Genomic DNA, 12,900 nt, shown 5'->3' on the forward strand with positions numbered 1-12,900 from the left:
GTTTTCTTTCTTTTTAATGTTCGATTATGATCGTTTGGTTTCTTTTTATGGATTCGGAAATTTGGTGGATTTCTGTAGATCTGTTGATCACGGTGTGTTCGGGGATTAGGACAATCGTCGAAATGGGTAATCGGTAGGGGCGACCCTTGCGGTCGCCCTGATTTTCGGGCATATACAATTTCATATATTGCGGTCGCCCTGATTATTGGGCATATACAATTGGGATAAACCATTTCATTTACCGCGATAATCGAAAAATGTTGGTTCGTTTTTTTTTGGAATATTAATGTATTGTGGGTTTTGTATGCATGTGGGTTTGGGTATTCGTCGAAACGGGTAACCGTCGAAATGGGTATCCGTCGAAATGGGTATCCGTCGAAATGGGTAATCGTGGGTATGGGTATTCGTCGAAATGGACAATCGTCGAAATGGGTATCCGGTAGGGGCGACCCTAGCGGTCGCCCGTATTATCGGGCATATACAATTTCATATATTGCGGTCGCCCTGATTTTCGGGCATATACAATTTCATATATGGCGGCCACCCGTATTTCCGGGCATATACAATTTCATATATCGCTGTCGCCCTTATTATCGGGCATATACAATTTGATATATTTCGGTCGGCCGGGTTTCCGGGCATATACAATTTCATATAGGGTGGCCGCCCATATAGGTAGGGGTGTTCGCTTACACGAGCCCATGGTTAGGCTTTACCTTTACCTGTCTGATTTAATTAGCAGCACCAAATGTTAAGCGCCCCAATTCCTGTAACTTTTTATCATCTGTGGAATAGATGGCATCCATCAAGCCCGCACGGAAGGTGCCAGGGAGGTGACCATTTTCTTTGGCGGCAGCCTGATCTCCAGCCACCCCCATAAGCAGCGTGCCCATCGTGCAGGCTTCAAATAGCTTCTCGGGATGTGCCCCACAAAAGGCGGTCAATAGCGCTCCCAGCATGCAACCGGCACCTGTTATCCGCGTCATCACCTCATGTCCATTATGAACATACGCCACACGGATGCCATCGGTGATGATGTCCACTTTACCGGTGGCTACCACGATACAGCCCCAGTCGCGGGCAAGCCGCATACACGTTTCCGTTCCGTCTTGGCCATCATCAAGGGCGTCTACTCCCCGAACCTGCGCCGCTACACCTGCCAAGCTATTTATTTCTCCCATATTTCCTTTCACGACGCTCACTACACCTTCCGTGCGCAAGCGATCGATAAAAGGCTTGCGACGCGGAATGGCAGCGCAGCCTACAGGGTCCAAAACCACCGGGATGTCCATTTCCTTTGCGGCACGCGTACTCAAAAGCATCGCCTCTTCCTGCTCTCGGGTGAGGGTGCCAATGTTAATGTAAGCAGCTGCCGCCAGCTTTGTAAAGGCATAGGCCTCTTCGGCGGATTCACACATGGCCGGAGAGCCTCCCGCAGCTAAAATAATGTTGGCACAGTCCGTCACTGTGACATAATTGGTGATCGCTTCTACTAAGGGGGTGCGGGTGCGGAGGCCCGCGACATAGGTGTACTTCATGCTAAAAAGGCGGTTTTAAAACGGGATTCTTCTAAGTTTGTGATGCCGATTTCGTTAAAGAAATGCAGAATGGGGAGTTCTTTTTCGAAGCTGCTCGCGAACTCTGGGTCGAAGCAGCGTGCGGTGTGCACTAAAATATCGTCTGTTAGAGCACTTGGTTCTTCTTGCATGTAGGCGTAGTAAATAGTGGCCGCTTCCTTAGGGTTATCGTGGATCCAGCGGATGGCTTTTTTTACAGCGTCCACGAAGCCGTGCACGAGCTCGGGCTGCTCTTTATAGAAGGTTTTGGAAGTAAAAAGGTCTAGGCCACAGAAATTTGCGAACCCGGCGGTGTCACAGTCCATGAAGACCACGTCGAGCCCTTTGTGCTTGGCTTCCACGCCTTCAAAATTATAAAAATACAGCCATCCTGCATCGAAACCGTCCTCCATGTGCTGGATGAGGTAGAAATCCTTTGCGATGAAGGCTACCTGCTCAGCTCCTACATGAATGCCCTCCTTCGCCGCATAGCGCTGGATGATCTCTAGGCCGATACGGTTGGTTTTTTCATTTGACACAGGTGTGGCGACGCGAATTTTTTCGCCCATGCGCAAAGCATCTAACGAGGCCGCTTTCATGATAACTCCCCCCTTGGTTTGGAAATAGGTGCCCAGGGACAAGAACGCGTCATCGTACTGCTCTATTAAGTGTAAGGGCTCATTGGTGGCAAATTGGATCTTGCCCTGGATCAGCTCTTCCAGTCCGTCATAGTGCGCTTCAGGAACGATTAGGTTAAAGTTGCTGACACCCGCTTCTTGGAAAAAACCTTTTTGGTCGGCGACCAGCAGGGGGAGGTGATCCGGGTTTAAGAACCATTCGATGGCTAAGGAAATTTGCATGTTATAGATGGGTTTTAGATTTTAGTTCGTAGATCGCGTCAGTGATGGAATGGGCCCCAAAAACGGCGCTGACAGTGGCATATAGGTCCGCTCCAAAGGGGGCCAGTTCGGTGATATTTTCCTTGGTGATACCTCCGATCACACAGACGGGCACCTGAAAGCGTTTTTTGGCTTCCGCGATGATGGACTTGTCGACCACATCCGCCTTAGGTTTTGTAGGAGAGGGAAAAAATGCCCCGAAGGCAACATAGTCTGCACCGGCTTCGATGCCTTTCTCAGCACGGTCTAGGTCGCCATAGCAGGAGATGCCGATGATTTTATCGGGGCCTAATAGGGCGCGAGCTTCTCGGATAGAAAGGTCATGGTAACCGATATGCACGCCATCCGCGCCTATTTTTTGCGCCAGCTCCACCCGGTCGTTTATGATAAAGGTGGCCTGATGCCTGCGGCAAAGCTCCTGCAGGTCTTCCGCTACTGCTCGTAGTTCTGCATCGGTGCTGCTTTTATCACGTAGCTGGACCACGGTAGCGCCTGCCTCCAAGGATTCCTCTACTTGCGCCCGAAGGCTAGATTTAGGCGTTAGTACTTCGTCTGTGATGACGTAAATTCCTTTCAACATAGTTGTATTCGTTCATAAGATAAGAAATAGTAAAACAAAAAAGCCACTTTGCGCGGGGGCACAAAGTGGCTTTTTTCCCTGTGAAGGGAGCTAGCTTCGTTTTCCTACGCTGTTATGATACAGATCAGGTTCGAGGGTATTTCTCAGGCCAAGACCATGGCCACCCCTAACGAGTTATAGGTTTAACGCCAGAGAGAAAAAAATGTTCCCCAGGGCTCTTTTTCTTTGCTTCGCAACTATTCTAGGGCTCAAACCATCGATTTTTAGCGACCAAAGCGACGAGGTCCAAGCTGCTTTTTGCCTGCAGCTTTCTACGAAGATTTTTTGTGTGGGTAGCGATCGTTTGGTAGCTATTATTCAGCTCATCTGCGATTTCTTGTGGGTTTTTTCCTCTGTACAGGAGCTCAAGTACCTGAATCTCTTTCGGGGAAAGCAGTTGGCGTAGGGCCTGCTCTTTCGGCCTGTGCTGCTCGATAGCCATCTGAAGCGTTACGCGAAGCTGTGCCTCCTGAAAGGGTTTAACGATGTAATTACTTAAACCCACTTCCATAGCGCGTGCCAGGGTAGCGTTATCATGAAATGCCGTTAAAAAGATGACGATAAAGGTGTGCTGCTTACGTAGCTCAGCCATCAAGGTAATCCCATCGATAGAATCGTTTAAGTTTACATCGCACAGGACCAAGTCGGGACGTTTCTCGGTTAGCAGCTTTTTAGCCAAGGCCACTGTGTGTGCAGTACCCACTACCTGGTAGTTTAAGCGCAGGAGGGTTTCTTCTAAGTCCATCGCGACGAGTAGCTCGTCTTCTATGATAAGAATTTTTATTCCGTTCATCATTTACGATCAAATTCTAACTGGTAAGAAGTTCCTCTATCCCGGGTGAGGGTAAGGGTGCTATCGAGCTGTCTGCTTAAGGTATTTACGAGTCGAAGCCCGAACGAACTGCTCTGCTCCGGAATCAGGTTGGCAGGTAACCCTTTACCATTATCTTTAATATGCAAGGCTACCTTTTTATTTTCTGTTTCGAGCAGCTCCAGCTCCAAGCGTACTGTGTCTACAGGGAGCCCATCAAAGGCATATTTAAACGCGTTAGAAGCGAGTTCATTTACGATAAGCCCTAAGGGGATCGCTTGGTCGAGATTAAACATCGGTTCTTTTAGTTCCACGCGCGTATGTACAGCTTCGACAGGAAAGCCGTAGGAGATCGCGAGACTTTTGGTGAGAAAATCCAGGTAATCTTTCATATTAATCCCCGAAAAATCCTCATGCATGTAGAGGTTTTTATGGATGAGTGTCATGGCCTCTAGGCGGCTTTGGCCCTCTCGGATGGCTTCCTTCGTGCTGGGGTCGGCGGTACGCTGATACTGCAAGTTTAGAAGAGAACTGACGATCTGCAAGTTGTTTTTTACCCGATGATGGAGTTCGCGAATCAGGGTCTCGATTTTTTTATTTTTTACTTCGAGAAGTTGCGCCACCTTTTTCTTCTCCGCGAAAAGGTAGTATACGATGGCCAGCACGGTGATAGTGAGTAGAAGGAGCGCAATAAATAGGTAGATTTGATTCTGTCTTTTGTCGAGCAGTGCCGTCTGTAAGCTTTCTTTTTCTTTTAAATAGCTGATGTCTTGCTCTTGTCTTTCGAAATCAAAAGTCTCCTGTAGTTCCATCAGTTCAGAATCGTATATTTCCTTTTTATATGTTAAGATACGCTCGGTATAGGTCTGCAGGGCGAGAAAAGCCTCCGAAAAGCGCTCCAGTGCCTGTAGGGCATCTGCGGACAGCTTGTAGGCCAGTGCTTCTTCCTCTTTATATCCTTCGTCTTCGGCGATGTCAATGGCCAGTATACTTTGCGCCAGCGCCTCCTCGGGACGCTGCAATTCCAAGAAAACACGTCCCATATTCAGGTGATTCAGTAACTGCTGAATGCGGTCATCTATGGCCAAGTTAAGCGGTAGGGCTTCCTCCAGGAGTTTCAGCGCGGTCTCGGGTTCTCCGCTATCCAGGTACCAGATGGCGAGGTTGTTCAGCGCATTCGCCTCCGATCTTGTGTTGCCGTTTTTTTTCGCAAGGTCTATAATTTCCGTGTAGGCTTGAAAGGCGTCCTCAAAATCCCCTTCTTTTTTAGCGATGATGGCGAGGTTGTTTAGGGTTTTCATATACACATCGGCATCGACATCTTTATCGATAAGCTCGAATACTTTTTGGTTGTAGTAGCGGGCGCGATTGAGCTGATTTTTATACAGATGGATACTCGACAGGTTCCCCAAAATATTTATATGGTTTTCCGTATCATTCGCTAATTCGGTATATTCCAGTGCTTTCATAAAGCTTTTTAGTGCCTGCTCCATGCGTCCACTCACATTATGGATGACGCCTTGATTGTTATAAAAACGGCCGAGGGAACGATTAGAATTTTCCTTTTCTGCCAGTAAAATACAGGTATCCAGATGGGCGAGGGCACGTGTGTTATCTTGAAAAGCCAGCTCAAAAAAAATGGCCAAGTGAACGTCTTCTCGGACGCTATCTACTAGGGGGGCTTTTAGGAGTAGGAGTAAACTGTCCAGAGTTGAGGTAGGGTCGTCGTCTGGTGCCTCGGTGGCACAAAGGCCCTGAAAAGCTTGCAGGAGCAGGAATAAAAACAAGCTAACTATGGCGGTCGGTCGAGGGTGTAGCGTCATCAGTTAGGTACTTAAATGAATAAAGAGGCTGGGCAGGTGTTTTTCTACTGCAAAGTAATAAAAAATTAGGAATAAGCGCTTTTTTCCCGACTCTCTCCATGGAATTAAACGAACTTTTCGGAGTATTTTATTTTTATCAAAAGGTTTATGTTGTTTAAGGAAGATTTTTTACATTTTGTTTGGCGTTTTTTGTATTTTCATACTGAGGGCCTACGTCTGGTCGACGGTCAGACGCTTCAGGTGCAGCGTGTGGGTTTTTATAATCAGCACGATGGTCCTGATTTTTTAGAGGCGCACGTGCTGATCGATGGTCTTTTGGTCGTGGGACATATAGAAATTCATACGCGTTCCTCGGATTGGTACCGGCATGGACATCAGGGAGATGCGCGGTATGAACAGGTCGTGCTGCACGTAGTCTGGGAGGAGGACCGACAGGTTGTTCGATCGAATGGCACAGCGCTACCCACGCTTATCCTAAAAGATAGGGTTAAACCTGAGGTGATAGAAAAATATGAGACCTTCAAACGGCAGGATGGTTTTTTGTTGTGTCAGGAGTTTTTACCTCAGCTTTCTGAAATTGTCTTGTATTCGGCCATGGAGGTGGCGCTGCATGAGCGCTACCTGTCTAAGGTTGACTTTATATTGGCGCTTTTAGAGCGCAGTAAAGGAGACTGGGAGCTGGTGAGCTACTGGTGGCTTTTTTATTGTTTTGGTTTCAAGCTCAACCAGCTGCCCATGCTGGAGTTAGCACAGATTGTTTCTTTAGCAGATGTACGCCGTTTAGGAGGTAGTCGCATGCTTAGCATTTATGCGCTTTACTTCGGCAGTGCCGGGCTTTTGCCCTTAGCGGGACATGCCGCAGATAGCTACGTCCGATCGCTTCAAGAGGAATACTTGTACTTGGCGAAGAAGCATCGTTTGCGGTATATGCATCCTTCCATATTGTGGCGCAGAAAAGGGGTACGCCCTCCGAATTTTCCTGGCAGGAGGCTGGCGCAGGCGATCGCCTATTTGCTTTCCCTGCCGAACATATGGGACGGGATCAATCAGGCGGAGGAGGTTTTTCTTGCGCATTTAGCTGCTGGTGTGAATCAAGTTCCAGGCTATTGGCATACACATTTTGATCTTGGTCGCCAAAGTGATAAGAAGGGCGTTGCTGGTTTGAGTAGGGATAGTTTAGAGCGCCTAAGTCTGAATATTCGCGTGCCGCTTTGGTTCGCGTATGCGCGGTACATGCAGCAGGATGGATATCGTGAACGTGCGATCGACCTGCTCATGCAGTATCCAGCGGAGCGAAATAAGGTGACACGTATCTATACGGAGGCAGGATTTCCGCTTTCTAGTGCTTTCGATGCACAGGGTGTAATGGGACTTTATCAGCATTTTTGTAGTGCAAAGGGCTGCCTGCAGTGTAAAATTGGGCAGGCGGCGCTTCGGCCAAAGGGTCCTTTGCCAAAGGTGCGTATGATGTAATGTGTTTATCGTTTGGTACCTGTTTTTGTCTAGAGGGTGAATGCTACCCTTTCTTTGTATAGGCATAGTGCTGTACGTGTAGCGTGATTTAGCGGTATTTTGTACACTAAAGGAGAAAGCTGTATCTTTGTAATCTTTTAAAAAGCACTATGGAAAAACCTGTGATTATATTAGGGGCCAGCGGTATCGCTCGTCCCGCCTTATCTATTTTTACGCAAAATAACATCGTCGTCTATGGCTTTCTGGAAGAGGATACGTCACAGCATGGGTTGGAAATAGGTGAGGTTTCTGTTTTGGGTCATACCGAAGATGATGGCTTTTTAAAACTGATAGGTAAGAAATGTGAGGCTTTCGTGGCGGTAGACGATCTAAAGTACCGTAAGTTTTTAGTGAAGATGCTTCATGAAAAACGAAAAATGCAGCCTGTGAATGCGATTCATCCTGCGGCGCTTATCGCTCCGGATGCAGCGATCGGCCATGGGAATTTCATAAATGCTGGAGTGCTGATCGGTCAGGGAGCTGAGCTTGGAAGCCACTGCATGCTCCACAGTCGTGTCGTAGTCGAACATGCTTGTGTGATCGGGGATTACGTTCAGGTAGGTGTCGGTGCGCTGATTAATGCAGGTGTCCGCATAGAAGAGGATGCTTTTATCGGCTCGGGTGTCATCGTAGTTTCAGGAGTCACGATCGGAAAAGGTGCGCGCGTGGGCGCCGGATCTGTAGTAATCTCAGATGTTAAAGCCGGGCAGACCGTGTTCGGTAATCCTGCCGTACCGGTGAAGGCTTGATGCTATTCGTCAGAATTTAGTGCAAAGAATTATATAGTAACGGTTTAGTTGATCACAAATAACACCCTGCTGGAATCAGGGCATGCGTTATGGAAAACAAACAAGATTACGCTATTTTACTCTATTACTGTTATGCGCAAATAGAGAATGCGGAGGCGTACCGCGATGAGCATCATCTTTTCTGCGTGGAAAACAATATTCGTGGCAGGATTATTATCTCCGATGAAGGACTGAATGGGACCGTTTCGGGCCTTATGTCGGATTGTGAAAAGTATATGGCCTATGTGCAGGCAGACCCTCGGTTTGCATCTACTATTTTTAAGGTAGAGCAGCATGATGCGCATGCCTTCAGTAAGATTCATGTGCGCTATAAGCCGGAAATCGTGCATAGTAGCTTACGCCATTTGGATCCCAATGTCCGCACAGGAAAGCATCTGGCTCCGAAAGAATTCAAGGCGCTAAAGGATCAGGAAGACGTCGTAATCTTAGATGTTCGTTCTAATTACGAACATAAGTTGGGTCATTTTAAAAATGCGCTCACCCTGGACATCGATAATTTCCGTGAATTTCCCGAAAAAGTAAAAGAGCTAGAACATCTGAAAGGGAAAAAGGTACTCACCTATTGCACGGGAGGAATAAAATGTGAAAAAGCTTCAGCCTTTCTGTTAGAGCAAGGCTTTGAAGATGTCTATCAGCTGCATGGAGGGATCATTCAGTACGGGATGGATGTAGGGGGAGAGGATTTCGAAGGCAAATGTTATGTCTTTGATAATCGCCTCGCTGTAGATGTTAACAAGGTAAATCCCAAAGTAATATCCACCTGTCATGTTTGCGGCACTGTTTCAGATCGTATGGTGAACTGTGCGAATCCTACTTGTAATGTGCACGTCCCTATCTGTGAAAACTGTGGCTGGGAGTTAGAAGGAGCTTGCTCCACGAGCTGCCAAGAGCATCCAGAAAAGAGACCCTATGACGGTACGGGCTATTACGCTAAAAAAAGCAATGGGTATAATCCTTATTTGGGGTTGCAACGTAAGCCCAACAAAGAAAAAATCAAAAGTTTACAACATGAACAAGATAATACCTGCGTCTGAGCTTATTCTAAATGCCGACGGTAGTATCTATCATTTGAACTTGAAGCCAGAAAATCTGGCTTCAACTGTTCTCACGGTAGGGGATCCAGAGCGTGTGGAGAAGGTAAGTCAATACTTTGACACGATCACGTTTAAAACGACGAAGCGTGAGTTTGCCATTCATTCCGGAACATTCAAAGGGACGCCGCTCACGGTGATGTCCACGGGCATGGGGACCGATAACATCGAGATCGTTATGAATGAGTTGGATGCTCTCGTGAATATCGACCTCAAAACGCGGCGCGAGAAGGAAGTGAAGAAAAGTTTGTCGATTATCCGTATCGGAACCTCTGGGAGTATGCAGCCTGACGTTCCTGTAGATGCACATCTGGCTAGCGCTTTCGCTGTGGGTCTGGATACGCTGATGCATTTTTATACACCTTCGTATACGGAAGAAGAGGAGAATTTGCGGCAGCGTGTGGCAGAGACGCTACAATTAGGCTTTACGCCTTACGCGATGAGCGCTTCTCGTCGTTTACTTCAGAAAATAGGTGGTGCCATGCGAATAGGCATTACGGCTACCTGTCCGGGTTTTTATGGGCCACAAGGGCGAAGTCTGCGCTTAGCGCCTGCTATACCTACGATCATCGAAAAGTTATCCAAAATAGAAACAGGAATTGCTGATTTGCGTCTGACGAATTTTGAAATGGAGACTGCTGGGTACTATGCGATGGGACGCTTACTGGGGCATGAGATGCTAAGTGTAAATGCGATCGTAGCGAACCGTGTAGAGCAAGTTTTCTCACAGGACAGCGAAAAAGTAGTGGATCGCCTGATTCGGGAAGTACTAAAAAAAGTGGCGGAATAACATCCCGCCATTTTTTAATATAGTCACCCGTATACAATGCTTCGAAGATAGTGAAAAAAACCTTTTCTCGTACAAAAAGACGCCTTTAAGCAGTATTTTTTTACGTTTCGCTCACAAATTAAGAACCCTTACGTAGATTTATTAGAATAGGTTTTTAATTGGATTAAAAGTTTCTTTTGTGTGGCATAACGCGTGCACACCCCTAATTTACACACCTAACTAAGAAGATTTTTTATTAGTTCCCGAATTACCTTGTATTTTTTTTACCACTCATACCGCTATAGCGCAGTTCATAAGCCTAAAAGTTATTCTGTGTAGATACATGTATTTCAGGAACATTGCGGACCGAGCCTTGTTACTATTTATATGCTCAGTGTACAGAAAATATTGTGTATATAATTGAAATAATTATAAATAGGGATGGAAAGCGAAAAATGGATTCAGTTTACAGTCAGGCGGGTGGGAATCTTCCTAGGCTTACTTTTTTTTATTACGAGCTATACGCTGGCGCAGGATCAGCTCCGACTAAGAGGGAAAGTGGTGGACGCCGGCTCCGGGGATCCGCTTGAGTTCGCGAATATAGCCCTACTCGCACCTGCTGATTCCACTTTAATTACGGGCTCCATGACTGAACTCGATGGAACTTTTGACTTTAATGTGCCGGCAGAAGGGTACATCTTGCGTATAGGATTTATCGGATATGATGATTTTTTTCGAACGCTTCAGCCCAACGACCGAAAGGAGATTAATTTAGGGACCCTGCGTCTCGAGAATACGGCGAAAAATTTAGATGAAGTCGTCGTGCAGGGGGTAGCTTCCATGTTTGAGAGTGATATCGATAAGCGCAGATACAATGTAGAAAATAGTATCGTGGCAGAAGGCGCTACAGCTTCGGAATTACTCAGCACGCTGCCCTCTATACAGGTAGACGATGAAGGAGGGATCAGCATGCGCGGTAGTGGAAATATCTTGATCTATATTAATGGACGACCTTCCAACTTATCTGGGGATGATGCGGAAAGTATTTTGGAGCAATTTCCCGCCAATAGTATCCAGTCAGTAGAGCTGATCACCAATCCTTCCAGTCGCTATGATGCTGCTGGTGTGGGTGGGATCATTAACATCATTTTAAAGAAAAATCAGCGGACCGGCTTAAATGGACAAGTTAATGTATCTGCGGGTACGCGTGATAAGTATAATGCGGGTGTTAACTTAAATTATGGAACTGAAAAGATTAACTATTACGCTTCCTATAACTATCAGTATCGCAGGCTTTTTCGTTTATCAGAAGGATTTCGAGAGGCTTCATTGGCGAATGCCAGTCCCATTTTAGACCAAGACTCCTTTCAAGAAAGCGTCGATGTTTCCCATTTATTCAGAGGGGGCTTTGACTGGAATGTTACGGATGAACAGGTTATAGGCTTCTATGCGCAAGGTAATTTTCGCCAGCGAGATCGCTTTGAGATCCTGAACCAGCGGTCCCAGCGCATAGACCGTTCCTTAGATAGTCTTTTTGTCCGGAATAATGACGAAGTTAGGGAAAGTAACAATTTCGAAACGGGTCTGAGCTATACGTATACGATCGATTCGCTGGGGCAGCGTCTTTTTGCTTCGGCTTCTTTTTCACGTGATGAGCGTTTTCAGGTAGATTTCTTTGATCAATTGTTTTTTAACGAACAGATGGTCGAAGTCCCCGGGAATCGCCTGATACAGGAAAACGAAAGGCCACAGACCAGTAACCTGACCGTATTACAGTTGGATTATGAAAAGCCTTTTCGAAATGGGAGCCAATTTGAAACGGGATTAAAGGGAACCCTCGGGACTTGGGATCGTGCCCAGACGTTTTCTCAAGGAGATGAAAACACCGAGTTTGTACCGATTTTCGACGATTTCTTTTCAGATGCTTTCTCCTTCACTGAAAATGTCTATGCTGCGTATGCGAGCTTCCGCCATCGGGTGGGAAAGCTTGGCTATCAGGCGGGTTTACGAGGGGAGTATACCGAGACAAATTCGATCTTGGAGAGTGATCCGGAGCCTTTTGTGAATAATTATTTTAATCTATTTCCGTCGGCCTATTTGTCCTATAATTTAGGCGACGAGGAAGAGCTAACGGCGAACTTTTCTCGAAGAATTTCCCGGCCTAACATTTGGGCCCTGGCCCCTATTTTCCGCGTAAATGACCTCTTTAATCTGAGCATCGGGAATCAAGAACTGCAGCCGGAGTTTACGAATAGTTACGAATTCGGCTATATGAAAGGCTGGGATAAATACCTCTTAAATGCGGTGGTTTATCATCGCTTCACAACAGATGTGCAGACCCGAGTAATTCGTCTAAATGAAGATAATGTGTCTGTGCAGCTTCGGGAAAATGCGAATAGCCGTAGCAGTACAGGCTTAGAGCTGGTAAATCAGTTTCAGTTTACCTCTTGGTTTGATGCGACGCTGTCGGGGAATTTCTTCTATTCTGAAATTATAGGAGAGAATATTGAGGCGAATTTCAACAATTCGAATTTTTCTTGGACGGTGAATTTACTGGCGAACATGGCTATTCCTAAGTTCGCTTCCCTGCAGATACAGGCGGACTACCGAGGACCTATCGTTTTACCTCAGGGGGAAATTGAGCCGATTTGGGGGATAAATATGGGGCTGAGAAAGGATCTTTTCAATAAAAAAGCTACCGTTAGCGTCAATGTGAGCGATATTTTCAATACTCGGATATTTAGAATCCGTACCACGGATGAAAATTTTGACTTTCAGCGCTTATTTAATCGAGAGACGCGAATCGGAACGATCGCTTTTACCTACCGCTTTGGGGGATTTAAAGAAAGGCGAAACGGAAGAGAAAGAAACGGTGACCGAGATTTTGACGATGATTTCTAAAAAGTGTATAGCCCTAACGTGTAGGCAGGCCGGCTTAAGCGATTAGGGCAGGACGCTTTCTATGCGCATGGAAAACAAGAAGGGCTTCTTCCAATCGGAAGAAGCCCTTC

10 protein-coding genes and 1 riboswitch are annotated in these 12,900 nt (G+C 46.5%); of the genes, 5 read left to right on the forward strand and 5 right to left on the reverse strand.

Features of this window, described 5'->3' with window-relative positions; all coding sequences use genetic code 11:
• Positions 1–731: 731 nt before the first annotated feature.
• From thiM to ACXIT9_RS08585, 5 genes are all read right to left on the reverse strand, one after another.
• A complete protein-coding gene (gene thiM / locus ACXIT9_RS08565; protein WP_458055818.1) occupies positions 732–1,538 on the reverse strand; it encodes a hydroxyethylthiazole kinase in 807 nt (268 codons plus the stop codon).
• Positions 1,535–2,416 (reverse strand): ABC transporter substrate-binding protein, encoded by an 882-nt coding sequence (locus ACXIT9_RS08570; RefSeq protein ID WP_458055819.1) that lies wholly within the window; start codon positions 2,414–2,416, stop codon positions 1,535–1,537. Before ACXIT9_RS08570 ends, thiM begins: the two co-directional genes overlap by 4 nt.
• A gap of 1 nt (position 2,417) precedes the next feature.
• Complete coding sequence (gene thiE / locus ACXIT9_RS08575; RefSeq protein WP_458055820.1) at positions 2,418–3,035, reverse strand: thiamine phosphate synthase; 618 nt, start codon at positions 3,033–3,035, stop codon at positions 2,418–2,420.
• A gap of 84 nt (positions 3,036–3,119) precedes the next feature.
• Positions 3,120–3,213: riboswitch (TPP riboswitch) on the reverse strand.
• Between the two features lie 63 nt (positions 3,214–3,276).
• Positions 3,277–3,870, reverse strand: coding sequence for a response regulator (locus ACXIT9_RS08580; RefSeq protein ID WP_458055821.1), 594 nt, complete (start codon positions 3,868–3,870; stop codon positions 3,277–3,279).
• Positions 3,867–5,708, reverse strand: coding sequence for a tetratricopeptide repeat-containing sensor histidine kinase (locus ACXIT9_RS08585; protein WP_458055822.1), 1,842 nt, complete (start codon positions 5,706–5,708; stop codon positions 3,867–3,869). Before ACXIT9_RS08585 ends, ACXIT9_RS08580 begins: the two co-directional genes overlap by 4 nt.
• A 147-nt stretch (positions 5,709–5,855) precedes the next feature.
• Here ACXIT9_RS08585 and ACXIT9_RS08590 point away from each other — a divergent pair, with 147 nt between their 5' ends.
• The 5 genes from ACXIT9_RS08590 (at position 5,856) to ACXIT9_RS08610 (ending at position 12,790) form a co-directional block, all read left to right on the forward strand.
• Entirely contained in the window at positions 5,856–7,181 is a 1,326-nt protein-coding gene (locus ACXIT9_RS08590) for a DUF2851 family protein (protein WP_458055823.1), read from the forward strand.
• 149 nt (positions 7,182–7,330) lie between these two features.
• Positions 7,331–7,969 carry an acetyltransferase gene (locus ACXIT9_RS08595; RefSeq protein WP_458055824.1) on the forward strand — a complete coding sequence of 213 codons (639 nt, stop codon included), beginning with the start codon at positions 7,331–7,333 and terminating at the stop codon, positions 7,967–7,969.
• 89 nt (positions 7,970–8,058) lie between these two features.
• On the forward strand, positions 8,059–9,063 hold the full coding sequence (trhO, locus tag ACXIT9_RS08600) for an oxygen-dependent tRNA uridine(34) hydroxylase TrhO (RefSeq protein WP_458055825.1): 1,005 nt from the start codon (positions 8,059–8,061) through the stop codon (positions 9,061–9,063).
• Positions 9,038–9,910: a nucleoside phosphorylase gene (locus ACXIT9_RS08605; protein ID WP_458055826.1), complete on the forward strand. Its 873-nt coding sequence runs from the start codon at positions 9,038–9,040 to the stop codon at positions 9,908–9,910. Before trhO ends, ACXIT9_RS08605 begins: the two co-directional genes overlap by 26 nt.
• Before the next feature lie 420 nt (positions 9,911–10,330).
• Positions 10,331–12,790, forward strand: a complete 2,460-nt coding sequence (locus ACXIT9_RS08610; RefSeq protein WP_458055827.1) for a TonB-dependent receptor domain-containing protein — start codon at positions 10,331–10,333, stop codon at positions 12,788–12,790.
• Positions 12,791–12,900 lie beyond the last annotated feature (110 nt).

Source organism: Nitritalea sp. (genome assembly GCF_054166705.1).